At 74.6% G+C, this 24,740-nt stretch carries 20 protein-coding genes and 2 pseudogenes; 13 read left to right on the top strand and 9 right to left on the bottom strand.

The genetic code is table 11. The annotated features are described in order from the left end of the window. Both R4Z63_RS31150 and R4Z63_RS31145 read right to left on the bottom strand, forming a co-directional pair. A complete protein-coding gene (locus R4Z63_RS31150; RefSeq protein ID WP_384453256.1) occupies positions 1–861 on the bottom strand; it encodes an MBL fold metallo-hydrolase in 861 nt (286 codons plus the stop codon). A 96-nt stretch (positions 862–957) separates the two neighbouring features. Beyond that, positions 958–2,517, bottom strand: coding sequence for an IucA/IucC family protein (locus R4Z63_RS31145; RefSeq protein WP_384453259.1), 1,560 nt, complete (start codon positions 2,515–2,517; stop codon positions 958–960). A gap of 131 nt (positions 2,518–2,648) precedes the next feature. Here R4Z63_RS31145 and R4Z63_RS31140 point away from each other — a divergent pair, with 131 nt between their 5' ends. The 3 genes from R4Z63_RS31140 to R4Z63_RS31130 all read left to right on the top strand — a co-directional run bounded on the left by R4Z63_RS31140 (position 2,649) and on the right by R4Z63_RS31130 (position 5,514). Next, complete coding sequence (locus R4Z63_RS31140; RefSeq protein ID WP_384453262.1) at positions 2,649–4,163, top strand: IucA/IucC family protein; 1,515 nt, start codon at positions 2,649–2,651, stop codon at positions 4,161–4,163. Positions 4,164–4,196: 33 nt separating this feature from the next. Beyond that, complete coding sequence (locus tag R4Z63_RS31135; RefSeq protein ID WP_384453265.1) at positions 4,197–4,967, top strand: class I SAM-dependent DNA methyltransferase; 771 nt, start codon at positions 4,197–4,199, stop codon at positions 4,965–4,967. Positions 4,968–5,115: 148 nt separating this feature from the next. Then, positions 5,116–5,514 (top strand): VOC family protein, encoded by a 399-nt coding sequence (locus tag R4Z63_RS31130; RefSeq protein ID WP_384453267.1) that lies wholly within the window; start codon positions 5,116–5,118, stop codon positions 5,512–5,514. 104 nt (positions 5,515–5,618) lie between these two features. Here R4Z63_RS31130 and R4Z63_RS31125 read toward each other — a convergent pair whose 3' ends face one another. Further along, entirely contained in the window at positions 5,619–6,821 is a 1,203-nt protein-coding gene (locus R4Z63_RS31125; RefSeq protein ID WP_384453270.1) for a cytochrome P450 family protein, read from the bottom strand. 184 nt (positions 6,822–7,005) lie between these two features. Here R4Z63_RS31125 and R4Z63_RS31120 point away from each other — a divergent pair, with 184 nt between their 5' ends. Together R4Z63_RS31120 and R4Z63_RS31115 are read left to right on the top strand one after the other, a co-directional pair. Beyond that, positions 7,006–8,562 carry an FAD-binding oxidoreductase gene (locus R4Z63_RS31120; RefSeq protein WP_384453273.1) on the top strand — a complete coding sequence of 519 codons (1,557 nt, stop codon included), beginning with the start codon at positions 7,006–7,008 and terminating at the stop codon, positions 8,560–8,562. A 12-nt stretch (positions 8,563–8,574) separates the two neighbouring features. Beyond that, on the top strand, positions 8,575–9,717 hold the full coding sequence (locus R4Z63_RS31115; RefSeq protein ID WP_384453276.1) for a hypothetical protein: 1,143 nt from the start codon (positions 8,575–8,577) through the stop codon (positions 9,715–9,717). Here R4Z63_RS31115 and R4Z63_RS31110 read toward each other — a convergent pair. Then, the gene (locus R4Z63_RS31110) at positions 9,671–10,063 is read right to left on the bottom strand and encodes a hypothetical protein (protein WP_384453279.1); all 393 of its coding nucleotides are present in this window, start codon (positions 10,061–10,063) and stop codon (positions 9,671–9,673) included. The two genes, R4Z63_RS31115 and R4Z63_RS31110, sit on opposite strands and share 47 nt — an antisense overlap. Before the next feature lie 67 nt (positions 10,064–10,130). Further along, on the bottom strand, positions 10,131–11,078 hold the full coding sequence (locus tag R4Z63_RS31105; protein WP_384453281.1) for an AEC family transporter: 948 nt from the start codon (positions 11,076–11,078) through the stop codon (positions 10,131–10,133). 83 nt (positions 11,079–11,161) lie between these two features. Here R4Z63_RS31105 and R4Z63_RS31100 point away from each other — a divergent pair, with 83 nt between their 5' ends. The 4 genes and pseudogenes from R4Z63_RS31100 to R4Z63_RS31085 all read left to right on the top strand — a co-directional run. Then, positions 11,162–12,580: a sensor histidine kinase gene (locus R4Z63_RS31100; protein WP_384453284.1), complete on the top strand. Its 1,419-nt coding sequence runs from the start codon at positions 11,162–11,164 to the stop codon at positions 12,578–12,580. Then, positions 12,577–13,257: pseudogene (locus R4Z63_RS31095) on the top strand (response regulator). Before R4Z63_RS31100 ends, R4Z63_RS31095 begins: the two are co-directional and overlap by 4 nt. A gap of 191 nt (positions 13,258–13,448) precedes the next feature. After that, positions 13,449–14,507 carry an alpha/beta hydrolase gene (locus R4Z63_RS31090; protein ID WP_384453290.1) on the top strand — a complete coding sequence of 353 codons (1,059 nt, stop codon included), beginning with the start codon at positions 13,449–13,451 and terminating at the stop codon, positions 14,505–14,507. Between the two features lie 8 nt (positions 14,508–14,515). Then, positions 14,516–15,742: pseudogene (locus R4Z63_RS31085) on the top strand (acyltransferase family protein); the annotation flags it as partial. A gap of 122 nt (positions 15,743–15,864) precedes the next feature. On the opposite strand, the gene R4Z63_RS31080 reads toward R4Z63_RS31085, so the two are convergent. After that, positions 15,865–16,287, bottom strand: coding sequence for a DUF350 domain-containing protein (locus R4Z63_RS31080; protein ID WP_037917286.1), 423 nt, complete (start codon positions 16,285–16,287; stop codon positions 15,865–15,867). A 94-nt stretch (positions 16,288–16,381) separates the two neighbouring features. Here R4Z63_RS31080 and R4Z63_RS31075 point away from each other — a divergent pair, with 94 nt between their 5' ends. Further along, positions 16,382–18,175, top strand: coding sequence for a GNAT family N-acetyltransferase (locus R4Z63_RS31075; protein ID WP_384453293.1), 1,794 nt, complete (start codon positions 16,382–16,384; stop codon positions 18,173–18,175). A gap of 23 nt (positions 18,176–18,198) precedes the next feature. On the opposite strand, the gene R4Z63_RS31070 is transcribed toward R4Z63_RS31075, so the two are convergent. Further along, positions 18,199–20,262, bottom strand: a complete 2,064-nt coding sequence (locus tag R4Z63_RS31070; protein ID WP_384453296.1) for an AMP-binding protein — start codon at positions 20,260–20,262, stop codon at positions 18,199–18,201. 135 nt (positions 20,263–20,397) lie between these two features. Between R4Z63_RS31070 and R4Z63_RS31065 the strand changes: the two genes are divergently transcribed. Both R4Z63_RS31065 and R4Z63_RS31060 read left to right on the top strand, forming a co-directional pair. After that, positions 20,398–22,311, top strand: coding sequence for an ABC transporter ATP-binding protein (locus R4Z63_RS31065; RefSeq protein WP_384453299.1), 1,914 nt, complete (start codon positions 20,398–20,400; stop codon positions 22,309–22,311). Between the two features lie 7 nt (positions 22,312–22,318). After that, positions 22,319–22,705 carry a VOC family protein gene (locus tag R4Z63_RS31060; protein WP_037917279.1) on the top strand — a complete coding sequence of 129 codons (387 nt, stop codon included), beginning with the start codon at positions 22,319–22,321 and terminating at the stop codon, positions 22,703–22,705. Between the two features lie 154 nt (positions 22,706–22,859). On the opposite strand, the gene R4Z63_RS31055 is transcribed toward R4Z63_RS31060, so the two are convergent. Further along, the gene (locus tag R4Z63_RS31055; protein WP_037917277.1) at positions 22,860–23,207 is read right to left on the bottom strand and encodes a hypothetical protein; all 348 of its coding nucleotides are present in this window, start codon (positions 23,205–23,207) and stop codon (positions 22,860–22,862) included. 150 nt (positions 23,208–23,357) lie between these two features. Then, positions 23,358–24,080 carry a FadR/GntR family transcriptional regulator gene (locus tag R4Z63_RS31050; RefSeq protein WP_384453302.1) on the bottom strand — a complete coding sequence of 241 codons (723 nt, stop codon included), beginning with the start codon at positions 24,078–24,080 and terminating at the stop codon, positions 23,358–23,360. Positions 24,081–24,238: 158 nt separating this feature from the next. Here R4Z63_RS31050 and R4Z63_RS31045 point away from each other — a divergent pair, with 158 nt between their 5' ends. Beyond that, a complete protein-coding gene (locus tag R4Z63_RS31045; protein WP_384453311.1) occupies positions 24,239–24,733 on the top strand; it encodes a gluconokinase in 495 nt (164 codons plus the stop codon). The last annotated feature ends 7 nt before the right edge of the window (positions 24,734–24,740 follow it).

The following is a 24,740-nucleotide window of genomic DNA, read 5'->3' as shown; positions in this document are numbered from 1 at the left end:
TCAGTCGCGGTAGACGAGGACGAAGTCCCCGCAGGGGTGCGTGCCGCGGCGGTCCGCCGTCTCGTCGAGGGCCCTGCGCAGGGCGCGCAGATGGTCCGCGGTGAGCTGGAGCGGCGGCTCGTCCGGCTGGTACGTGGTGCCCCGGGGATAGTCCTCGCCCGGCGTGGCGGTCATCTCGATGTGACAGCCGAGGACGTGGCGGACCGGCCGGGTGGAGCAGAAGTCCAGCAGCCGGTCCACGGTGGCCGAGTAGGCCTCCCGGTCCTCGATGTAGAGCCGCCCGGGGTAGAGGGAGTCGCCCGTCAGCAGGAGGCCGGTGTGGCGGTCGTGGAAGACCAGGGCGGCCCGGTGGTGGCCGGGGCCGGGGATCAGGTCGAGGACCCGACCTCCCAGGTCCAACGTCCCGGTGCGGTGGGGCCAGTCGGTGAGACCGAAAGCGGCCGTGACCTCGGCCAGCCGGGGGCCCACCAGCGTGGTGCGCGGCCGGTCCGTGAACTGCCCGTCCGCCGCGACGTGGTCGCCGTGCCCGTGGGTGTGGGCGACCACCAGCGAGTACCCCGGCCTCGGATGGCGCTCCAACCAGTCAGCGACGAGCCGGTCGACGGTGTCCCGCAGGGGGAAGTGGGCCGGGTCGGTGGAGGCGCCCGTGTCGAGGAGCAGGGCCCGTTCGTTGCCGAAGAGCAGGAAGAGGAACGGAGCTTCGAAGTGCACGGACTTGTTCTGCCGCAGAATCACCGTGTGTTCGGAGTAGGCGTGGACCTGGATCTCCGGAGCCGGGTCGTGCTTCGGGGAGGGCCAGCCCGCGTGCCAGACGACGTCGAGGCTGCCTGCGACCGGGGCGCCCCGGCGGAAATCGATCACCCCTCCAACCTATCCTCACCGCCCGGCGCCCGGGAGCGGGCCGTCGGCCGGACCCGCCCGGATCGCGCGCCCGGCGACGGAGGCGACGGACAGACCCTAGGTACGCAGGGGGTTCGGCAGGGGGCGGTAGCGGGCGTCCGCCCCGTCGGCGCGGGTCCAGCGCAGCAGCAGGTTGGTCTTCGCGGGCAGCGCGGGGGCGGTGAGGAGCGCGGCGATTTCGGGAAGCCCGCGCTGTTCCTCGTAGCGCAGCAGTTCCTCCCGTACGGCGGGCCACAGGAGCGGTGAGACGTCCGGGTACCGGCCGGCGAGCGCCCCCGCGATCTCCGCCAGGTTGTTGACCACCAGGCAGTACACCAGGCGTTGCCAGGCGTCCGCGCGCGACAGGTCCGGGAGGAGTTTGACTCCTTCGGCGTCCCGGAAGAGGGCCTGCACGGGCATGCCCGACGCGTCGACCGCGACCAGGGTGTTCTGCAGGTGCGCCTCCAGTACGACGCCGTGCCGGGCGAAGAGTTCGAGCACCGGCGGCACGACCTGGCGCAGGTAGGCCCGCCACCACGCCAGCGGGTCGCCGGCACCCGGCGGAGGGCTTCCGGGACCGCCCTCCGCCAGCGCTGCGGCCAGCAGCGGGGTGCCTCCGGGCACGGTGTGGGCGCGCAGGCCGTCGCGTACGAGGACCGCGAGCTCCTCGAAGGCGAAGGCGGCGGTGCGGTATCCGCGGTCGGCGAGCCAGGCGGCGTCCGAGCCGGCCTCTCGCAGTGCGGCGAACCCGGCCTCCACGGCCGCGTCGGTCCGGCGCAGCTTGAGCAGGTCGTGCCGCCAGAGCCGGCGCACGTCGTTGGTGATCCGCACGTCGAGGCTGAACTTCACGAACAGGTCCGCCGACGGATCCGGAACGTGGAGGGTCCGGATGGACGCGGTGGGCCAGGCCGGCCGCCGGCTCTCACCGAGCGGCAGCAGCCGCCCGTCGGCGAACGCCTCGCGCACCGCGGGCCGGTCCCCCGCCAGGCGGAGCTGCCAGGGGTGGGCGGGCAGCAACCGGTAGCCGGCGGGAGGGCGCGGCCCGTCGAGGAGATCGGCGAGGGAGTCGATCGCACCGGTCGCGGCCGCGCCCCCCTCCTCCCAGCAGCTGTCCTCGCGCAGCCCCAGGAAGACCAGCGGGAAGCGGGCGTGCGCCTCGGGTGCGTACGGCAGCCAGCTCCCGGCCGGCGCCCCGCCGCGGGCCTTGGGGGCGGGGTGGTGCGGGTGGCCCATCACCAGGGACTGCTCCGAGAGCAGATACGGGTCGGCCGGGGGCTCCGCGCAGGCCCGGGCGGCGAGCAGCGCGGCGAGCGCGTCGCGGCTGTCGGTGATCTCGACCGGCAGTTCGTCGTTGGTGACGCCCGTGAATCGGCCGAGCTCGTCGGAGACGAGTTTGACCAGTTCGGTGTGGCGGAGCGGGTGCCAGCCGCTGGCCGTGCGCAGTTCGGGGCACACGGGGCGGCGGCCGCCACGCACGCGGAGCAGCCGCCCGCTGCCCCGCAGCCGGTGGACGGCCGTGCCGGCGGGCCCGTCCGGCCCCGCGGGCTCGGCCGCCTCGCGGAGCAGGCAGTTCAGGAGCGGGGTGGCGGCGTAGGCGTCTGCGGCGGCGTTGAGGTCCACTGGTTCCATTCGGTCCATCCGGTGGGCAGGAGGTCCGCGGAGCGGGACCACCGGCCGTGATCGTCGGTATCCGCAATGATTACTTGATCATCCCGTGAAGCGACATTCGAAGCGAAACTCGAAGCGCCATTCCGAAGGCGGAGCCCAGCATGCCCTTTCCCTCCTCCGCGGCCGAAGAAGCCGTCGCCGCCGAACTGGCCGCCGTACGGCCCGCGCTCGTGCCCGCCTACGCCGCCTCGCTGGGCGGCGCCCGGGCGGCCGTGCTCACCCGGCTGTGGCGGGCCCTGGCCTTCGAGCCCCTGCCCTGGATCGCGGGCCGGAAGGGGGCGCCGGACGGGCTGACGCTGCTGCTGGCGGGGGGCGGCCGGCTGGAGGGTCCGCCGCCGGACCCGTACGCGACACGGCCCTACGTGGAGGAGCTGCTGCTGGACGGCACGGCCCACCACCGGGCCGGACAGCTCGTCCGAGCCCTCGGGATCCCGCACGGGGAGGACTTCGCTGCCGAGCTGGACGCCAGTACGGCCTCCCTGGCCCTCTCCCGGGCCGGACAGCCGTCCGACGGGCAGGACTCTGTGCCGCAGAGCACCCGGGAGTGGGAGCAGCGGGTGGTCGACGGCCATCCCTACCATCCCAACTGCCGTTCCCGGCCCGGCTTCTCGGTCGCCGAGGAGCTGGCCTACGCACCCGAGCACCGGCCGGTGGTGGAGCTCGGCCTGGTCCCCGTGCGGGCCGAGGAGTGTCTGGTCACCGGCAACTGGCCGGAGCGGCTGCGGGAGGACGGGCGGATCCTGGTCCCGGTACATCCGTGGCAGGCGGCGCACGTAGTGGGGCGCGAGCGGGTGCGGTCCGGCTTCGCGGCCCACCCGCTGATGGCGCTGCGCACGCTGGCTCCCGCCGACGGCGGCGCGCACGTGAAGACCGCGCTGAGTGCCCGGCTGACCTCCTCCGTCCGGGACATCTCGGTGTACTCCATCGAGACGGCGGCGGCCGTGTCCGGCTTCGCGCAGGGGCTGGCCGAGCGGCTCGACGGGCGGCTGCACATCACCCGCACGCTGGGAGCGGCGACCGCGCACAGCCCTGACCTCGCGGCCGTGCTGCGCGAGCCGCCCGAGCTGTACGCGGACGCCGCCGCCGGTGAGCGCGTGCTGCCGGTGGCCGCCCTGGCCTGCTATCCGCCCGCCCGGTCAGCGGCGTGGCGGGCGCGGTTCGCCCGCCTCGCGCTGTCGGTGTGCCTGCAGGTGCTGGAACTGGGGGTGGCGCTGGAGGCCCACGGGCAGAACCTCCTGGTCGTCCTGTCCCCCACGGGCGCGCCCCTGCGGCTGGTCTACCGCGACCTCGCCGACATCCGGATCAGCCCGGCCCGGCTGCGGGCGCACGGACTGCCGGTGCCGCCGCTGTCGGGCAGGCTGGTGACGGACGACGTGGCCGTGCTGCGCCGCAAGCTCTTCGGGTCCCTGTTGACCGGGGCGCTCGGCGCCACGGCGGGCTCGGCCGGAGCCTTCGCCGAGGTGCTCGCGGAGGTGGCCGGCCTGCCGGCCACCTCCGACACCGAGGCCCTGCTCACGGGCCTGCTGCCCACCAAGGCCCTCACCCTCATGCGGCTGAGCCCGGACGTCCCGGGCGACCAGTGGGCGGAATTGCCCAATCCGCTGAGCGGAGGATGATCCGGGGCCCCGGGCGGGCTACTGTTCAGGGGCATGACAGCTTCCTCGTACTTGCACTCCGTACGGGCGTACTACGACGCCGTCGCCGTCGACCACGCGCGGCGACACCGCACGGAACTGGCCGGGAAGCCGCTGGACAGAGCCATGCTGGCCGCATTCGCCGCGTGCGTGCGCGGCGAGGACGGCGGGGCTGGCCGCGCGGTCGCCGACCTGGGCTGCGGTCCGGGGCGGGTGACGGCACATCTGGACGGCATCGGGGTGCGTGCCTTCGGCGTGGACCTGTCCCCGGCGATGGTGGCGGTGGCCCGCCGGACGTATCCGGGGCTGCGGTTCGAGGTGGGGTCGATGGCCGCGCTGGACATCGCCGACGGGGTGCTCGGCGGGGTCGTCGCCTGGTATTCCACGGTGCATACGCCGCCCACGGAACTGCCCTCGGTTTTCTCGGAATTCGCGCGCGTGCTGGCGCCGGGCGGTCACGCCCTGATCGCCTTCGAGCCGGGCGACGAGCGGTCCCGGCCGCAACGCACGGCCGGGGACCCCGTCGGCCTGGACGTGTACCGGATACCGCCGGACCGCATCGCCGCCCTGCTGTCCGGGGCCGGCCTAGCAGAGGTCGCCCGCCTCCTCCGCGAACCGACCCCCTGCGAAACCTCCCCGCAGGCCTTCCTGCTGGCCCGCAAGGGACGGACGGGCGCGGAGCCGACCGCCGCTTCCGCCCGGCACGCGGACCCGTCCGGGACCCCCGGACCACCCCCGGCCGCAGGCCTCGCCGGTCGGCGACCGACGGCCCGCCGCCGGGGCTGACGCCCCTGATCGCGCACCGCTGCCGGTCGGTCGGAACCGCGGCCACAGGACGCTTCGAGGCGGACCGGTGGTCACCTGTCCACCCGCCCGGCAGCCCGGCCGGTCCGGCCCTCGGCGATCGGCGGGGCGGCTCCGTACACTGCCCGGCATGGCATGCCGCATCAGTGAGCTGGTCCTGGACTGTACCGAGCCCGAGCGGCTCGCCGAGTTCTGGGGCAAGGTCCTCGGTTACGTCGAGCTCGGCCGCGAGGACGACGGGAGCATCGAGATCGGGCCGCCCGGCGCCGGGTTCGGCGGCCCGCAGCCCACGCTCGTCCTCAGCCCGAGCGACGATCCGCGGACCGGCAAGCTCCCACTGCACATCGACGTCAACGCCACTGACCGGGACCCGGCCGCAGAGCTGGAACGGCTACTCGCCCTCGGTGCCCGGCCCGTCGACATCGGCCAGGACGGCACGGAGAACTGGCACGTCCTGGCCGACCCCGAAGGCAACGAGTTCTGCCTGCTCCAGCGCCGCCTGCCGCCCCTCGGGCCACCGGCTCCCTGACGCCCCGCACCCCCTCTGAACGCCGGCTCCCTGACGCCCTGCACCCCTCGGGCACGACCGGGTGCCGACACGGTCCGCCGCCCCGGACCGATCCAGGCGCCGGGTCACCAGCACAGGGGCAACCGTGTCACGCCACGCATCAGGGTGCCCGGGAGCCAGTCGCGCGGTCCGGCCTCCGGGTCCTCGGCCAGGCCGGGGAAACGTTCCAGCAGCGAGCGGATCGCGATACGGCCCTCCAACCGGGCGAGCGGTGCGCCGAGGCAGTGGTGGATGCCGTGGCCGAAGGCCAGGTGGCCCTGGCCGGTGCGCCGGATGTCGAACACCTCCGGTCCGGGCAGCCCCGGCGCGGTGAACCGCGCCGGATCTCGGTCGGCGGCGGCGAGGGCGACCATGACGGAGGATCCGGCCGGGATGGAAACGCCACCGAGCTCCAGATCGGTGTCGGCGAACCGGTACGTGGCATGCTGCACCGGCCCGTCGTAGCGCAGCATCTCCTCCACCGCGCTGCCGATCAGCCCGTCCGGGTCGGCACGGAGCGCGGCGAGCTGCCCGGGATGTGCGAGCAGGGCCCGCACCCCGTTGCCGATCAGGTTGACGGTGGTCTCGTGGCCCGCGACCAACAGCAGGAAGGCCATTCCGATGAGCTCGTCCGGGGAGAGCTGATCGCCGTCCTTGTCGCGGGTCCGGATCAGGGCGCTGAGCAGGTCCTCGCCCGGCTCCTGGGCCTTGGCCGCCACGAGTTCGAAGAGGTAGGCGGTCATCTCCTCAAGGACGCGGGGGTCCGCGCCGGCGCCGTCGAGCGGGGCGACGATCTCGCCCGACCAGTAGCGGAAACGGGCGCGGTCCAGGTTGGGGACGCCCAGCAGCTCGCAGATGACGGTCATCGGCAGCGGTACGGCGAAGGAGGCGATCAGGTCGGCCCGGCGTCCGGGCAGGGCCTCCATCGCGTCCAGCAGCCCGTCGGTGATCTGTTGGACCCGGGGCCGCAGGGACTCGACCCGGCGGGCGGTGAACTCGCGGGCCACCAGACGCCGCAGCCGGGTGTGGTGCGGCGGGTCCGTGTCCAGCATGTTGGTGGCGACGGCGGGGACCTGCGTGACCTCGATCAGCTCGGATCCGAGCCAGTTCTTCGACAGGGCCGGGTGGTTCAGGGCCTCTCTGGCCTCTTCGTGGCCGACGACCAACCAGGCGCGTTCACCGCCCAGCACCAGCCGGTGGACGGGGCCGGCGGCGCGCAGGGCCTCGTAGAAGGGGTACGGGTCGGCGTTGAACTCTTCGGCGTGCGCTGTGAGGTCCACAAGACTCATGGGGGGCAGCCTACGGCGGCGGGTTCGCCGGGCGGGGGTCGGTTCGGGCGTTCATGCGAGCGCGATCCGGGCCGCGGGCCCGACGAGTGGAAACCGCCTCCGCGATGCGCCGTTCGGGGGTCAGCGCGGTGCGCGTGGGACCCGCCTGCACCGGGATCCGGGTGGACGGTGGCAGGAAGGAGGCATGAGCCTCCCTCGGCGCCGGGTCCTCGGCGGTGCGGCCGCGGCCGTCCTCGCCACCGTCGGCGCGGCGGCCGGGGGCCCCGACCTCGGCGCACTGGCCCGCGGGATCGACGGGCGGCTGGTGCTTCCGGGGGACCGCGACTACCCGGAGGCCCGGCGGCTGTTCCAGCCCCGCTACGACACCGTCGCGCCGGCCGCGGTGGCCTATCCCGCGCACGCCGGGGACGTCGCCGTCTGCCTGGACTTCGCCCGGCGCTCGGCCGTGCCCGTGGTACCGCGCGGCGGCGGGCACAGCTACGCCGGCTGGTCCGCCCGAACCGGCGCCCTGGTCGTCGACACCGGAGCGATGGCCGCGGTGAGCGTCGAGGGGGACCGCGTACGGATCGGGGCGGGCGCCCGGCTCGGCGACGTGCACACCGCCCTCGCCGCCCGGGGGCGGGCCGTGCCGGCCGGGCTATGCCCGTCCGTCGGCATCGCCGGGCTCACGCTCGGCGGTGGCCTCGGCCTGGCCTCCCGGGCGTACGGGACCACCGCGGACCGGCTGACCGGGGCGCGGGTGGTGACCGCCGACGGGACCGTCCGCGAGGTCGCGGCGGACCGGGATCCGGACCTGTTCTGGGCGCTGCGCGGCGGTGGCGGTGGCAACTTCGCCGTGGTGACCGAGTTCCGCTTCCGCACCCACCCCGCCGGCGACTGCGCCTTCGCGGAACTGCACTGGCCCGCCGCCGCTTCCGCGGACGTCCTGCGCGGCTGGCAGCGCTGGCTGGGCGGTCTGCCGGACCCGTTCTGGAGCCAGGTGGAGTTCACGGTCGAGGCAGGGTCCGGGTCCGCACCCGGACCCGGGCCGGCGTCCGGGCCGCGCGGCGCCACCGCGGTGGCGCCCTCCGTCCGGGTGGTGTGCCTCGACGGACGCCAGGAACTGGAACGTCAGTTGACGCGGCTGTCCGACCTGGTGGGCGCGGTGCCGCAGGACAGCTGGATCGTCGTACGCAGCCACGGGGACACCCTGCGGGCCATGTCCGGGTGCCTGGACCTGAGCGCTCCGGAGTGCCGGCTGCCCGGCATCCTGCCCGGTCGGGATCCCCGGGGGCGCCTCGGCAGGGACTCGTACGCCGCCCGCTCCGACTTCTGGGACGGCGCGGGTCTGCCGGACGCGGCGATCGGCGCGGTCCTGGACGCCGTCCGGCGATACGGGGCCGACGCTCCTCGCGGCGGGCTCGGCGTGGTCCAGCTCGACGGGGTCTGCGGCGGCGCCGTGAACCGGGTCGCGGTCGGCGACACCGCCTTCGCGCACCGCGACAGCGCCTTCCTCGCCCAGTACCTCGTCTACTGGCCGGAATCCGCTTCCGCCTCCGACACGGCCCGGCACGAGGCCTGGCTCGACGGGCTGTGGCAGGACCTCCGCCCGTGGGCGAGCGGCCGCGCCTACCAGAACTACATCGACCCGAAGCTCAGTGGCTGGCGCGAGGCCTACTACGGCTCGAACCTCGCCCGGCTGGAGGAGGTCCGGCGTACCCACGATCCGGACCGGCTCTTCCGTTTCCCCCAGGCCGTTTAGGGAGTGTCCGGCATGCGACGTACGTTGACGGTGACCGCGGCCGCGGCCGCCCTGCTGGTGTCCGCGGGGCCGCTGCCCGTGGCCGGGGCGGAGGTCGCCGCCGCGGTGGCCCCGGGCCGCTGGAGCGCGCACGACGCGGAGTCCTTCTGGACGCCCGAGCGGATGGCGGTGGCCCGCCCCCTGCCGCCCGTTGCGCCGGAGGCGGCCGTGGCACCGGGGCCCCCCGTCGTACCGCCGTCGCCCGCCCCACCCGGGGCACCTGCGCCGCCGCTTCCGGTCCCGCCGGTCCCACCGGTCCCACCGGCGGGACCGGCGGGACCGGCGGGAACGCGGCCGGAGACGCCGCCGCCCTCCCCCACCGCGCCGGTCCCCCTCCCGGCACCCGCTCCCCCTCCCGCCGGACCGGCCCAGCCCCGGATCCCCGCCGCCGGCCCCGGTGTCGGGCAGGACTTCGGCGGTCTTCCGGTCGTCGGCCGGATGTTCCTCGTGAAGGGCGGCGGCTCCTACTTCTGCACCGCGAGCGTGGTCGCCTCCCCCGGCCGCAATCTGGTCATCAGCGCCGCGCACTGCCTGCTCGGGGCCGACACCCGGCAGGTGGCCTTCGTCCCGCGGTACACGCGGGCCACGCCGCGGCCCTTCGGCATGTTCCCGGTCGTGCGCACGGCGGCGGGGCGCTCCAAGATCTGGATCGACCAGCGCTACCGCACCCAGGGCGTCAACCGCGCGGCCGCGCTCGACGTGGCCTTCGCCCAGGTCGGGCCAGGTCCGAAGGGGCGGCGGGTGCAGGACGTGGTCGGCGGCAACCGACTGGTCACCGGTGCGGGCTTCACCCACGCGCGGGTCACGCTCATCGGGCACCCGTCCACCGCCGCCCGGCCGCGCCGGTGCGTGAACCGGACGACGAAGTACACCAGCACCGACGCCCGGATCCCGGGCTCGTTCCTGCGGATCGCCTGCACCGGCTACCCCGGCGGCACCAGCGGCGGCCCCTTCCTGCTGCGGCTGAACGACCGCACCGGAACCGGCGACGTGGTCGGCGTCATCGGCGGCTGGAAGACGGGCGGGAACACGCCCGACGTGTCATACAGCTCCTCCTTCGGCACGGACATCAGGAAGTTGTACGAGAAGGCGGTTGCCGGGGCGAAGGCGCGGTGAGGGCCCGTACCCACCGCGTCCGCCGCGGGTTGCCGACCGAACGCGGGGTCGCCGGCAGCCCGTCGCCGGTCAGCGGCTCGGCGGGCGCCAGGCCGAGCCGGCGGCGCAGGTCGGCCAAGGCCGCGTGGACGGGTGCGAGGACCACCTCGGCGCCCGGCGCGGCGGACGCGAGGGCGTACGCGGTGGTCTCGATCGCCTCGGCGGCGTCCTCGGCCGCGGTCCGGCTCCACCCGCCGGGCGCGCCGGACCCCCAGGGCGCGACGCTGTCGTAGAGGTGGCAGGCGGCATCGGCCGCGGCGTCGGCCCGTTCCCCGACGCCCGGCGCCGCGATGGTCGGCAGTTCCATGCCGGATCAACGAGCCGGTCCCGCCCGGGGGTACGTGAACACCGGTGCCGTTCGTACCGCGGGCCGCTCAGAAGGCGAACGTCCGCAGCCAGAGGGGCAGCAGCACCAGCGACACGAGCGAGGTCTTGATCACGACCGAGGCGGCGAGGTCGACGCCCACGCCGTAGCGCTGGGCGAAGATGAACAGGTTCTGCTGGGTCGGCATCGCGGCGATCAGAACCAGGTACGCCAGCCAGTCGCCCCGCACACCGAAGACCGGCCCGCAGACCGCCCACGTCAGCAGGGGGAACGCCAGGCACTTGAAGCCGATCAGGGCCAGTTCCTCGCGCGTGGTGCCCCGCAGGCGGAGACCGACCCCGCCGAGGTGCAGACCGAGGGCGAACAGGGCCACCGGCGAGGCGCTGTTGCCGACGAAGGCGGCTCCGTCGAGCAGCACGGCCGGAACCCGCACCGACAACAGGTTGAGCAGGATGCCCGTGTTGCAGGCGAGGACCAGCGGGGTGGTGAGCGAGGTGCCGGCGGCCCGGTACAGCCGCCGGCCCGGTCCGGCCCCGTCGGGGGCGGACCGGCCCAGCTCCATGAGGGCGATGACGACCAGGGACAGGACGCAGACCTGGAAGAGCAGGATCGGGAAGATCGGCGCGGCCGTCCCGAAGACGGTGATGAACACGGGGACGGCGAAGTAGGCCGTGTTCACCTGGACTGCGGCCATCACGCGCAAGGCCACATCGCGGGGCTCCCGCAGCCCCCGGGCGACCACCGCCAGCGCGACGGCCGCCGCGGCGATCGTCGCGGCCGCTGCGTAGCCGCCGATCGACCGCCGGTCGAACAGGGTGGCGAGGTCGCTCGTGTAGATGTTGCCGAAGAGATAGCACGGCACCGCGAAGAGGAAGGCGTAGTCGGAGAAGACCTTGGACGCCGCTGCCGGAACGGCCCTGCGGCGCGCGAGGAGGACTCCGCCGCCGAAGGCCAGCAGCACCGGCACCAGTTTCTCCAGCGCGGCCGCCCCGCCCATGCCAACATCTCCCCCATGATCGGCTCGGGTGCAGCGTACCCCGGCGCCCTCGCGGGCCCGGCGGATCATAGGCTGGTGCGATCATGAGCGACAGAGCCCGCGAACGGACCGGAAGCCACCCCCCGGCAGGGGCGCCCGCCCGCACCGCCGACCCGTGGGGGCCCGGCGCCCGGACCCGAATCAGCGAGGCCCTGCGCGCCGGCGCCGCTCCGACCCCGCCGCTGTTCGCACGGGCTCCCAAGGCCTGGCAGCGCGCGCTCCCCTACCTCGTGACCGGGGTCTTCGTGGTCGCGCTGCTGCCGACGACCATATCGGTGCTCACCAACGACTACGGCATGAACGGGGGTTGGGCGGGCGCGTTCGCAGTGGCGCAGACGGTGCCGCTGCTTCTCGCGGTGACCCGGGCGCTGCCCGCCTGGCTGCTCGTCCTGGTGGCGGACACCGCCGGTGCGGTCCCGCTGGCCCTGGCCGACGAGGTGGCCGGACACCCCTGGCCGTGGACGCCGATGGCCATCGTCGGCTACCTCGTGCTGATGGCCTGCCTGGGGCTGCGCGAGTCCGTCCGGACCCTGGTCGGGGTGTGGCTGGCGACGGGCGTCGTCGGTGCGGTGCTGGGCTTCTTCCAGCCCCGGCACACCATGAACAGCGCAGCGCTGCTCTTGGTGCTCGCCGGTGTCGTGCTGGCGCTGGCGGGCGCCCTGCGCGGGCTGGGCGACGCGCGCCGGCGGATCGCCGAGCAGGAGGTCATCAGCGAGGCCGAACGGTCCCGGCGCACCCTGCTGGAAGAACGCGCGCGGATCGCACGCGAGTTGCACGACGTCGTGGCCCACCACATGTCGGTGATCACTGTGCAGGCCGATTCGGCGCCCTACCGGCTGCCGGGCATGCCGGAACCGGTGCAGCAGGAGTTCGCCGCGATCGCGGCCGGCGCGCGGGAATCGCTCGCGGAGATGCGCCGGCTGCTGAGCGTCCTGCGGGCCCCCGACGGGGCGGGTCCCGCGGACGGCCCCGGTGGAGGCGACGGCGCCGCCGCCGGCGAGCGGGCTCCGCAGCCGGGGATCGGCCGGCTCCAGCAGCTGGTGGAGGCCACCGTACGGGCGGGCCAGCCGGTGGAACTGTCGCTGGCGGCCGGCGCGGCGCAGGCGGCCCCGCCCGCGGTGGACCTGTCGGCGTACCGGATCGTGCAGGAGGCACTCGCCAACGTGGTGCGCCACGCGCCGGGCGCACCGACCCGGGTCTCGGTCACGGCCGACGAGGACGAAGTGCTGGTGCTCGTCGTCAACGGGCCGGCGGACCGGGAGGCGCTGGTGGAGCCGCGGGGTCCGGGCACGGGGCACGGTCTGGTGGGGATGCGGGAGCGCGTACGGTTGACCGGGGGGACGCTGGACACCGGGCCACTGCCCGACGGGGGCTTCCGGGTCGCCGCGCGCCTGCCGGTGCGCGGCGGTGACGGGAACGCCGCGGCGTGCGAAGCGAACGAGACGTACGAGGAGCGCAGTTGACCATCCGCGTGGTCATCGTCGACGACCAGGCCATGGTGCGGGCGGGATTTGCCGCGCTGCTGTCCGCGCAGGCCGACATCGACGTGGTGGGCGAGGCCCCCGGACGGCCGGCAGGGGGTGCAGGTGTCCCGCTCCATGCATCCCGACGTGGTGTTGATGGACGTACGGATGCCGGAGATGGACGGACTGACGGCGGCCAGGGAGATCCTCGAACCGCCGCCCGGGTGGTGCACCGGCCGCGGGTGCTGATGCTGACCACCTTCGACATCGACGACTACGTGTACGAGGCCTTGCGCGCCGGGGCCTCGGGCTTCCTGCTGAAGGACGCCCCGCCGGCCGATCTGATCGCGGCGGTACGCGTCGTGGCGTCGGGCGAGGCACTTCTGGCGCCCTCGGTGACCCGGCGGCTTATCGCGGACTTCGTCCGGCAGCGGCCCGCGCCGCGCAGGGACCCGGCGCTACGGCTCAACGGTCTGACCCCGCGCGAGACCGAGGTGCTGGAGCTGATCGCGCGGGGGCTGTCGAACCAGGAGATCGCCGGTCACCTGGTCCTGGCGGAGCAGACGGTGAAGACGCACATCGGGCGGGTGCTGGCCAAGCTCGACCTGCGGGACCGAGCCCAGGCGGTGATCTTCGCCTACGAGGCGGGCCTGGTGCGGCCGGGCGGCTCGGCCTGAGCCGACGGGCAGCCCGGCGCGCGGAGCGGACGGGACGTCCGCCGGGCATCGGCCCGCGGCGGGTCCGCGCGAGGCCGCGTCCTCCTCCACCCCCTACCGGGGTATGACATCCGGCTTGGCTCCACGGTCGGACGTGCCCGCAGGTGCCGTCTTCCTACCTTCGCCCTCGTCACGAGGAGAGGAGAAGGGGCATGCGCCGCTTGGGAAGGACACTGGTCACGGCCGCGCTGGCAGTGGCCGCCGCCGGGGGGACGGCCGGTTGGGCCTCGGGCGACAGCCAGTCGGCGGTCACCGGGCCGCCGCCGGGCAGCGCCGCCTGGCGTGCCGACACGGCCTACGGCCGGGCGCTGCCCGATCCGGCGACGGCGACGCCGCACGAGGTGGCCCGGTTCTTCGCAGGGCTCGACGCGGCGGCGCGCACGGCGCTCGTACGGTCCCATCCGCTGGTGGTCGGCAATCTCGACGGGGCTCCGGTGCCCCTGCGGTACGAGGCCAACCGCATCGCCGCGGCCGCCACGGGTGATGCGCGGTACGCGTCCCTGGCCGCGCCCGACCGGCAGATCCTGGCCTTCGACCCGCGCGGCCGGGGGCAGGTCGCCGAGGTCTTCGGAGATCTGGAACACGCCGCGCACGTGTCGGTGATCGTGCCCGGCAACGACAACGACGCCGCTTCCTACGACGCCCGGCGCGCGCCGCACACCGGCCCGGCCGGAATGGCCCGGGCGCTGCGCGCGGCGACCGAGGGGGCCGCGCCCGGCGGTTCGGTGGCCGTCGTCGCGTGGACGGGGTACACCACTCCGGTCGGCGTCGGCCTCGACGCCGCCGGCGGACGGCTGGCCGCGGCCGGGGCGAGCCGCCTGACCCGCTTCACCGCGGGGCTCGACGCGGTCGGCGCACCCGACCCGGTGCTGTTCTGCCACAGCTACGGCTCGGTGGTCTGCGGACTGGCAGCCCGGCACACCGACGCGACCGACCTCGTCGCCTTCGGTTCTCCGGGCATGCGGGCGGACACCGCGGACGCCCTGCACACCGGCGCCCGTGTCTGGGCGGCCCGGGGGCCCTCGGACTGGATCGCGGATGTTCCGAACGTCAGCCTCGCCGGGATCGGCCACGGCGCGGACCCGACCTCCGCGGCCTTCGGCGCGCGCCGGGTACCCGCGGCCGATGTGCGGGGCCACGCGGGCTACTTCGCGCCCGGCACGCAGTCCCTCGCGGCGTTCGCGGCGATCGCCAAGGGGGAGGCCCGATGAGAGCCGCGATGAGCCCGGCCACGGTCCTGGCACCCCTGCGCCGGACCGTCGGGCGGATCGACCGGCGGACCCCGGCCCACCGCGACCGGGCGGTCGACGGGCTGCGCGCCCTGGCGCTGCTGGCCGTACCGACCGGCCACTGGATGCTCGGCGGCTTCACCCTCGACGCCGACGGCGCTCTGCACAACTCCAGTCCGCTGTCGTCCTTCGGCGAACTGGCACCGGCGAGCTGGCTGCTGCAGATGCTGGGAGTCTTCTTCCTCGTCGGCGGGTACGCCTCGGTGCTCTCCCACCGGCGCCGTTCGGGGTCGACGGGCGCCTGGCTGAAGGGCCGGATCGTCCGCCTGGGGCGGCCGGTGCTCGGCGTCACCGCGGTGTGGGGACTGGCCGCGCCGGTGCTGTACGCGGCCGGGGTGCCGGAGGCGACGCTGCGGACCGGCGCGACGCTGGTCGTCCAACCGCTGTGGTTCGTCGCCGTGTACGTGGTGGTCACCGCACTGACCCCGTACTGTGCGCGGGCCGCGCAGCGGCTCGGAGGCTGGGCGGCGGCGCCGATGCTGGTCTCGGTCGCGGTGGTGGACCTCCTGCGCTACGGCCCGACCGCGCAGTCCGTGCCGTCGTGGCTGCCGGTGCTGAACGTCCTGCCGGGCTGGCTGTTCGCGTACCAGCTGGGCGTTGCCTGGGGCGAGCGGCGGATCGGGCGCCGCGAGGCCCGGCTGCTGCTGGTCGGCGGGGTGCTGCTGTTCGCGGTGCTGCTGGCGGTCTTCCACTATCCGGCGTCGATGGTGGGGGTGCCGGGTGCGGCCCGGACCAACTCGCACCCGCCGTCGCTGCTCGTGCTCGCCCTGGCCTCGGCGCAGTCGGGTGCGGCGATCCTGCTGCGCGACCGGCTGGCCCGGCTGCTGGCCCGGCCCGCCCTGTGGGCCCCGGTGGTGGTGGTCAACCTGTGTGCGATGACGATCCTGTGCTGGCACCAGACGGCGATGCTGGCGGCTGCCGTGCCGGCGTCGTTCGCGGGTGGTGTGGCCGGGCTCACCGCGGCGCCGGACAGTCCGGGCTGGATCGCGGCGCGGATGGCGTGGATGCCGGTGTTCGCGGCGCTGCTGGTGGCGATCGCCCGGTACGCGCGGCGGTTCGAGGCGCCGCCGGCGCCGGGCCGGCCGCCGAGCGCGGCGCGGCGTACGGTGGCGGGACTGCTGGCGGCGGGCTTCGGACTGTTCGCGCTGGGGCTGGCCTACTGCTGTGACCGGAAGGGTGTCCGCGCGGCGAGACCGGGCCGGGGGTGCCGGTACCGGTACGCAGCGACCGCCGCTCCCCTGACGGAGCGGCGCTCTCTGCGCGTTCGACTGCTCCCGCGTCAGGCGATCGAGGCGGCGACGATCGCGGCGACGGCGAGGTTGCAGGCGGCGGAGACCCACACCGCAGGGTGGGGCTCAGGATCGACGACGATGGTGCCGAGCTTGCCCGGCGTCACCAGGTCGAGCACCAGGAAGGCCACGGCCATCAGGAGCAGACCGAGGAGGCCGAAGGCCGCCGTCGCCGCCAGGCCCTTGCCGAAGTCGTCGTAGGTGGTCCAGATCGACGTGAAGACGATGCCGCCGACACCAAGGAGGGCCGAGCTGAGGAAGAGGGCCGCATTGCGGTTGCGCTCCTCCCAGATCAGCTTCGGGAGCTTCCCGGGCGTCAGCACGTCCACCAGGACGATGCCGAGAATCAGCAGCACCAGGCCCAGGGCACCGTAGGCGCCGGTGCGGCCAAGTCCGTTGATGATGTCGCTCATTGAGAAGCCCGTCTCCGATGGGTGTGAAAATACGTGCCGTGGGGAGGCCGAATCTATCGCACGCCCTTCCGGCGGACCATGGGGAGGTCGGCGAATGGCAGAGGTCAGGGCCGCGCGGGCGGCTGAGGCGGAGGCCCTGACCGCTTTGGTGATGCGGTCGAAGGCGCGCTGGGGGTACGACCGTGGATTCCTGGCCGCCTGCGCCCCGGAACTGCGGATCCGGCCCGACGAGGTGGCCGCGCGCCGGATCGTGGTCGCCGAGGATCCGCAAGGGGCGGTCCTCGGGCTCGCCTCCCTGGAAGGCGCCGCCCCGCTGGCGAGGTTGGGGCTGCTCTTCGTCGAACCGTCGGCCATCGGGCGGGGCGTGGGGCGGCTGCTCTACCGCGACGTGCTGCGGCGGGCCGTGGACCTGGGGGTGCGCAGGCTGGTCATCGACTCGGACCCGCACGCGGCGGGCTTCTACCGGGCGATGGGAGCGGTGGCGGTCGCGGCCGGATCCGCCCCGGCGGCGACCGGGCAGCCGGGTTCCCTGGTGCGGTTCGAGGCCGCCCCGGCCCCGCTGGCCGACTGGGCCCGGGCCTGGACCGGCGGCGGGCGGGCCGTGCACGTGGGCAACGTCGCCGAGTTCAACGCGCAGTTCGGCGACTCCTCGCTGGACCGCGAGCAGTCGGCTGCACACCACTACTCCTGCCTGGCCGCCTTCTACAGCCCCTACCCGTCCGCACTGGTGCTGCCCCGGGCGGTGCCCGCCGGCTGGACGGAGCTGGTCTGCCGGCAACTGGACTGGACGGGGGTCGAGGTGTACGACGGCCTGGTGGAGCGGGGTCCCGGGCTCGTGGACGCCGTACGGGCCCGGCCGGCGCTGGCCGCACGGCTGACGGATGCCGGGGAGCCGCTCGTACCGTGGGGGCGGACCCGGCCGTTCGGGCTGCTGACGGGGCGGGCATGGCAGCCGGCGGAGCTGCGCTACGAGTCGAAGGCCGCGGCGCACGCTCTGTTCGGGCGGATCCTGGCGCAGGGCGGGCACCCCGGGATCGTGCTGCCCGCACAGGCGCGGGCGGCGACGCGGTGGGTGGCGGTTCGGCTGCTGGCCGCACGGGCGCGGGCGGGCATGGGCACCGTGCTGAAATCGGAGCACGGCGTGGGGGGTTCGGGCACCACGGTGCTCACCGCCGGGCAGGTCCGGGCGGCGGGTGGAGCCCGGGCCGTCCTGCGTCGGCTGCCGCGCGGGCCGCTGCTGGTGGAGGAGTTCATCGAGGGGCCGGCGGAACCGGGCGCCGCCCGGGACCTGACCTACGACGGTTTCGTGGACGCGGCCGGCGAGGTGCACGAGGTCGGCGCGGCTGTGATGGACGTGACGGCGGCGGGCGCCTACCGCGGCGCCACGGTGGGCCCCGGAGCGGTCCCGGAATGGGCGCGCGAGCCGGTCCTCGCCTTCGGCGGGGCGGTGGGGCGGGAGCTCGCCGCGTCCGGCTACCGGGGCTGGTTCGACGTGGACTTTGTCGCGGGCACCGCGGGGCGGCTCGCCCCCACCGAGACGAACCTGCGGCTGACCGGGCCGTCGGCCGCCTTCATGGTGGCGGCCCGGCTCGACGCGCTGCGGGGCGCGGGGCACCTCGTACGGATCGTCGACCGGGTGGAGCTCGGGGCTCGGCTGCCCGAGGTTCAGCTGGACGAACTGTGTGCGGGCCTGGCCCGGGCATGCGCGGACATCGGGGCGGTGTTCGTCCCCGCGATCCCGACCGCGGCCTTCGAACCGGCGCCCTGGCTGGGGGTGCTGGTGGCCGCGCACGCTCTGGAGGTCCTGGACGCGGCCGAGGACCTGGTCCGCTCCGGGGCGGCGGCCGTCGGCGCGATGTTCGACGATCCGGCGCACGCCGCCTCATGAGGGGGGTCGCGGACGGAGGGCGGTCAGGTCCTGTCCTCGACGTCGAAGGGCGAGTCGGGCGGGCGGGCCAGGTGGAGGGCCAGGACGATGCCCGCGATCATCAGCGGGATGTTGAAGGTGTAGACGAGGAGCGCCTGGAGCGGCCAGTCCTGTCGGGCGGCCAGCCGGTAGGCGTTGTCCTGTGGCCACCAGGCGAGCAGCAGGTAGCTCACGGCGAGGTGGACGGCCCTGATGCGGACCGGGGACCGGCCGCGCTCGCGGCGTTCGACCAGGCGGTGGCCGGTGAACAGGAACGCGAGGCCCGCGCCGAAGGCCACGCTCTCGGCCACATAGAGGAGGAAGAAGAGGGCCGCCCACGGGTAGGGCACGGCGGAGAGGTCCGTGGATCCGGGCCACACCGCAGGGGTGAGCGCCAGGGTGAGGAAGGCGAGGACGATCGTCAGGCACCCGGCGGTGACGAGGCGGCCGCCGTCCGCGTCGCCGGGACGGACCACCGCCCGGGTGAACTTGCCGCCGTGCAGGGCGGGCCGGTCGGAGCCGGGCCGTGCGGGCAGCGGCAGGGCCGAACGGTCCTCCTGTCCGCCGCGCTTGCGCGGCAGGGCCCGCAGCCGAATGAGGACGGTGGGCGACTCCTCCTTGCGGACGACGCCCGCCAGGTGGTTGCGCAGGCCGCGGATCTCGGGCAGTGGCGCGGAGGCGTCCCAGGCCGGGTCGCCCGGCGGCGGGGACACGTAGGCGACGAGCCGGCGCTCCCCGTCCTTGTCCACACCGGCGAGAACGGCGCCGCCGATTCCCGGGTGGGTTCGGATCGCCGCCTCGACGGGGTGGGGGTCCAAGGAGCCCCCCTGGACGGGGATCCGGTGCCGGAGCCGGCCGGCGTACTCCAGCAGACCGTCGGGGCGGAGCACGCCGAGGTCGCCGGTGGGGAGCGCGTCACCGCCGCCGGGCGGGGTGAGGTGTATCTCCCCGTCCCGCACGTCGACCCGGCATCCCGCGAAGGGGGTGCCCAGCAGGGCGAGCCGCTCCGGTTCGGTGACGGGGGCGGGCAGGTGAGGGAGTTCGAAGCAGGTGCCCGCTCCGGCGGTCTCGGTGAGGCCGTAGACGTCGAGGATCCGTACGCCCGGGCGCAGCCGGACGTGCAGGGCGTCCAGTTCGTCGAGGTGGAGGCGGTCGCCGGTGACGGTGGCCAGCCGCAGCGAGCGCAGCGGACGGGGGCCGCTCCTGCGGTCGGCGGCGGCGGGCCGGGGCCCGTCGATCACCAGCGCGGCGATTCCGGCGGGGTCCGTGTGCAGCACCGTGACCTGCTCGGCCTCGACCGCCGCGCGGACCTGGTCCGGGGTCTCCGTACGCCAGGAGGCGTCCGGCGGCACGACGAGAGCGCCGCCCGTGCACAGGGCCCGGGTCCAGCCCGCGGCGAAGGCGGTGACGTCCGGGCGGGCGGTGATGAGGTGGCGGTCCTGCGGGGTCGGCCGGGCCAGCTCCGTCCAGCCCGCGTGGGCTGCGAGCAGCACCGGGTGGCCGACGGCGACGGGCCGCGGTGTGGTGCTCGCCGTGAACAGGACGGCCGCGCGGCCGCCGGGGGGCGGCGGTGCGAGGCCGTCGGCCGCCTGCGTGAGGTCCGGTGCGTGTCCGGGCCGGGCGGCGATCTCGGCGGCGTCGTCGTCGGTCCGGATCGCGCGCAGGCCCGATCCGGTGTCGAGGGCGGCCCGGTGGGGCGCGCGAGTGAGCAGCGCGAACGGCGACAGGTGGTGCAGTGCGGCGAGCTGCTGCCGGCCGGTGCGGGGCGTCTCGGCGTCGAGGAGGGTGTAGGAGCCGCCGGCCTTCAGGACGGCGAGGATGCCGACGACGAGCTCCTCGTGGCGGGTGGTGCCGAGGGCGACGAGACCGCCGGGCGGCAGACCGCGGGCGAGCAGATGGTGCGCCAGCCGGTTGGCCCGGGCGTCCAGTACCCCGTAGGGGAGCCGGTGCTTCGGGGCGGCGATGAGGGCGGGCGCCTCGGGCGTCTCCCGTGCCCAGCGCTCGAAGTGGTGCAGGACGGTGCCGGTGGTTCCCCCGGCGTGGCGGACGGAGTCGGATCCCTGCGTCATGGACTGATGATGCCACCGGGTACCGACAGCGCAGCAGAGCCCGAAATCAGGTTCCGCGGGCCGCAGTTGCTCCGGACGGGGGGCCGGAGCCGAATCCTTGACCTCACCTTTGCTTCAGGTCCTAGCGTGCTGTGCATGGACATGGAAGTCACCGCTTGGACATCGCTGCACAGCGCGATCAACGCCCGGCAGGGCCGTCGCCCCCTCTCCCGGGACGGTCTGCGCCGCGTGGCCGCCTTCGCCCGCCCGCACCACCGCGGGCTCGTTCTCTTCCTGCTGCTGAGTGTGGTGACCGCCCTGCTGGCGGTGGCCACCCCGGTGCTCGCCAGCCGGGTCGTGACCGCCATCGTGGACGGCCGGGACACCGGCACGGTGACCCGGCTCGCCCTGCTCATCGCACTGATCGCGGTCGCGGAGGCCGGGCTGGGGCTGCTGGCCCGCCGGCTCTCCGCCACCCTCGGCGAGGGGCTGATCCTGGACCTGCGGACCGCGGTCTTCGACCACGTGCAGCGGATGCCCGTCGCCTTCTTCACCCGGACACGGACCGGAGCCCTCGTCAGCCGCCTCAACAACGACGTCATCGGAGCCCAACGGGCCTTCGCGAACACCCTGTCGGGAGTGGTCGGGAACACCGTGACCCTGCTGCTGACCCTCACCGTGATGCTCGGCATCTCCTGGCAGATCACCCTGCTGGCGCTGGTGCTGCTGCCCGTGTTCGTCCTGCCGGCCCGCCGCATGGGCGCCCGGATGGCCGCCATGCAGCGGGAGGCCTCGGCGCTGAACGCCGCAATGGGCACGCAGATGACCGAGCGGTTCTCGGCGCCCGGCGCGACCCTGGTGAAGCTGTTCGGGCGGCCCGCCGACGAGTCCGCGGAGTTCGCGGTCCGGGCGGCCCGGGTGCGGGACATCGGGATCCGCACGGCGATGGCCCAGTCCGTGTTCATCACGGCCCTCACCCTGGTCTCGGCCCTCGCCCTGGCGCTCGTCTACGGACTCGGCGGGTACTACGCCCTGCGCGGGAGTCTGGACGCCGGTTCCGTCGTCGCCCTCGCGCTGTTGCTGACCCGGCTGTACGCGCCGCTGACGGCGCTCGCCGGTGCCCGCGTCGAGGTGATGAGCGCGCTGGTGAGCTTCGAGCGGGTCTTCGAGATCCTCGATCTCACGCCGCTCATCACACAGCGGCCGGACGCCCGCCGGGTGCCGGAGGGGCCCGTGACCGTGGAGTTCGACCGGGTCTCCTTCGGCTACCCGGCCGCCGACAAGGTCTCGCTCGCCTCGTTGGAGGAGGTCGCCGCCCTCGACGTACGCGGCGGCACGCAGGTGCTGCACGAGGTGTCCTTCCGCGCCGAGCCCGGCCAGATGATCGCCCTGGTGGGCTCCTCCGGCGCCGGCAAGTCGACCATCGCGCAGCTGCTGCCGCGGCTTTACGACGCCGACGCGGGCGCGGTCCGGCTCGGCGGGGTCGACGTACGGGACCTGACGGCCGACTCGATCCGCGAGACGCTCGGCATGGTCACGCAGGACGGCCACCTCTTCCACGAGTCGGTCCGGGCCAACCTGTTGCTGGCCCGGCCGGACGCCACCGAGGAAGAGATCTGGGAGGCGCTGCGCAGGTCCCGGCTGGACGGCCTGGTCGCCTCACTGCCCGACGGTCTGGACACCGTGGTCGGCGAACGCGGCTACCGGCTGTCCGGCGGCGAGCGGCAGCGACTGACCATCGCCCGGCTGTTGCTGGCCCGACAGCGGGTCGTGGTCCTGGACGAGGCCACCGCCCACCTGGACTCGACCTCGGAGGCGGCGGTGCAGGAAGCCCTCGGAGAGGCCCTGGCGGGCCGCACCGCCGTGGTGATCGCGCACCGGCTGTCGACGGTGCAGGCGGCCGACCTGATCCTCGTGGTCGAGGACGGCCGGATCGTGGAACGGGGCACGCACACCGCTCTGCTGGCGGCGGGCGGCCGGTACGAGGAGCTGTACCGCACGCAGTTCGCCGCGGCGGACACGCCCGCGGGCACGGAGACGGACGGCGCTGCACCGGTGCGGGGAGCATGATGCTGTGATGGACATCAAACTGGAGCTCGTCGCCGTGCCGGTCACCGATGTCGACCGCGCCAAGGCCTTCTACGAGAAGATCGGTTTCAACGCCGACCACGACGTCACCGTCAGCGAGGACATCCGGTTCGTGCAGCTGACCCCGCCCGGGTCGGCCTGTTCGATCGCCATCGGCAGGGGCCTCACCCGGATGACTCCCGGATCCCTCGACAACATGCAGGTCGTCGTGGCCGACATCGAGGAGGCGTACGAGGACCTGCGCGGCCGGGGAGTCGAGGTGACGGAGGTCCAGGACCTGCCGTGGGGCTCCTTCGTCTACTTCTCGGACCCGGACGGCAACGGCTGGGCGGTCCAGCAGACCACCCCGCGGCCGTCGGCGGGCACCGGCGTGTGACGTCCGCGCCGCACGGCGGGGACGCCGCGTCGCACGGCGGGGACGCCGCGTCGCACGGCGGGGACGCCGCGTCGCACGGCGGGGACGCCGCGTCGCACGGCGGGGACGCCGCGTCGCACGGCACAAGTTCCGTGCGACGCGGGGTCCGACGCTGTCAGGCCTGCGCGGCCGCGTGCCGGTGGTCGAGCTCCCAGGCGTGGTGCTTGAACTCGTGGCGGAAGTCCGCGTGGTCCTCCCACTGGCGGGCGATGCCGCGCAGCACGTCCCAGTGGTGCTCGACGGACTGGTCGATGACGCGGCGCACGGCCGGCTCGGCGGATTCGCGCTGCGGCATGAGGCCCTTGACCGCCGAGGCCTCCAGGACGGAGTTGCGCAGCGCGCGCAGCGCACGGGAGGTGTCGTCCATCGCGAAGCCGTGCTCGCTGCCCGTCGCCTCGTCGAACAGCGGGGTGAGCCGCGCCTCGATGAATGCGGTGATCCGCTCGAAGTGCTGCACGTCCATCGGGGCTCCCTCTCCTGCCGGACCACGGCGTGACCCGGCGTCTCCACTGCTTGTGCCGTTCGCGGCCATTATCGCCGAAGCGCCGTACCGGTGATCAATGCTGGAGTTCCACCGGCAGGTGGCGGCGTCCGAGGGGGCGGCCGGCCCGGCTCAGGGGGCGAGCAGGACGTCCAGTTCTTCCAGGGCGCCCTCGGCGATCCGACGGGCCAGTGCCTCGGCGCGGGCGGCGTCGCCCTCGCGCACCGCCTCGGCCACCTGGACGTGCAGGGTGACGGCGGCGGGGTCCGGGTCGTGGAACATCACCTCGTGTGCGGTCCGCCCCGTCAGGACCTCGGCCACCACGTCGCCGAGCCGGGCGAACATCTCGTTCCCGGAGGCGTTGAGCAGCACGCGGTGGAACACGATGTCGTGCCGCAGATAGGCGTCGAGCTGGTGGCCGCGCGAGGTGCGGACCATGCCGAGAGCCGCCGCGGTGAGGTCGGCGCAGTGCTGCGGGGTGGCCAGGGCCGCGGCGAGCCCGGCCGCGACCGGCTCGACCGCGGAGCGCAGCACGGTGAGGGAGCGCAGCTGGCGGGACCGGTCCGGGCCGGCCAGCCGCCAGCGGATCACCCTCGGGTCGTAGACGTTCCACTCCTCGACCGGCCGCACTGTGACGCCGACCCGGCGGCGGGACTCGACCAGGTGCAGCGACTCCAGGACGCGCACCACCTCGCGCACCACCGTGCGGGACGCGTCGAAGCGTGCGGCGATCCCGTCGGTCCGCAGGACGCTGCCCGGCGGGTACTCCCCCGCGGCGATCGCGCGGCCGATCGTGTCCAGCACACGGGAGTGGAGGCCCGGTCCGGGCCCGCTTTCGGCGCCTTCGGTGGTCATGGCGCAAGCGTACGGTCACGACCTCACGAGTAAAAGATGTGATGCTTGCAGCCCAGGGCTTGAATACGTAGTACTTAATGCGCTTCAGTGATGCCAGGCGGACCGATGTCGACGAGGACGGCGAGGTGGACGTGGGCACCCAGCGCGTCATTGTGGTGATGGGCGTGGCCGGCACGGGCAAGACGACCGTCGGCCGACTGCTCGCGGAACGGCTCGGCCTTCCCTACGCGGAGGGCGACGCCTTCCACCCAGCGGCCAACGTCGCCAAGATGGCGGCCGGCCACCCACTGGACGACGCGGACCGGTGGCCCTGGCTGGACACCGTGGGCGAGTGGATCCGCAACCGCGCCGGGATGTGCGGCGGCGTGATCGCCGCGTCCTCCCTCAAGCGCGTCTACCGCGACCGGCTGCGCACCACCGCACCCCGGGCCGTCTTCGTGCACCTCACCGGTGAACGGCCGCTGATCGAGGCGCGGATGGCGGCGCGCAGGGGCCACTTCATGCCCACCACGCTGCTGGGGTCGCAGTTCGCCACGCTGGAGCCGCTCCAGGACGACGAGCTCGGCGCCACGGTCGACGTCTCCGGCACCCCCGAAGAGGTCACCGGGCTGGCCGTGGCCGCGCTCGGCCGCCTCTGCCCCACCGAGAGCTGAGGGACCG

This window comes from Streptomyces sp. PL-29 (assembly GCF_058344425.1).
Note: the sequence above shows the minus strand (reverse complement) of the source record. Positions and strands in the feature narration are given on the sequence as shown.